General features: G+C 72.7%; 1 protein-coding gene. It reads right to left on the bottom strand.

Annotated features, from left to right (window positions below; genetic code table 11):
• A partial coding sequence (locus ACQG3P_RS22380; RefSeq protein WP_426806282.1) for an SDR family NAD(P)-dependent oxidoreductase occupies positions 1 to 200 on the bottom strand: 200 nt, incomplete at its 3' end.
• Between the last annotated feature and the right edge of the window lie 42 nt (positions 201 to 242).

Below are 242 nucleotides of genomic sequence, written 5' to 3'. Positions count from 1 at the left end.
CATGCCGGGAAGCTCCCGCGGTCGGTGACGTCCACCGCCAGGGTCATCACGTCGCGGCCCGGCCGAGCGCTGGCCGCGGCCACGCTGCGGGCGGCGGCGGGGTCGCGGCGGTACGTTAAGATCACCTCCCAACCGCGCGTGGCCAACTGCAGCGCGCTGCCGCGGCCAATGCCCTTGTTGCCGCCGGTGACCAGGGCCACGCGGGCGGGGAGATGTGGAGAGCCAGTGTGCATGCGATAACA

The sequence above is a fragment of the Stenotrophomonas sp. SrG genome (genome assembly GCF_050031795.1).
GTDB lineage: Bacteria > Pseudomonadota > Gammaproteobacteria > Xanthomonadales > Xanthomonadaceae > Stenotrophomonas > Stenotrophomonas rhizophila_A.
Note: the sequence above shows the minus strand (reverse complement) of the source record. Positions and strands in the feature narration are given on the sequence as shown.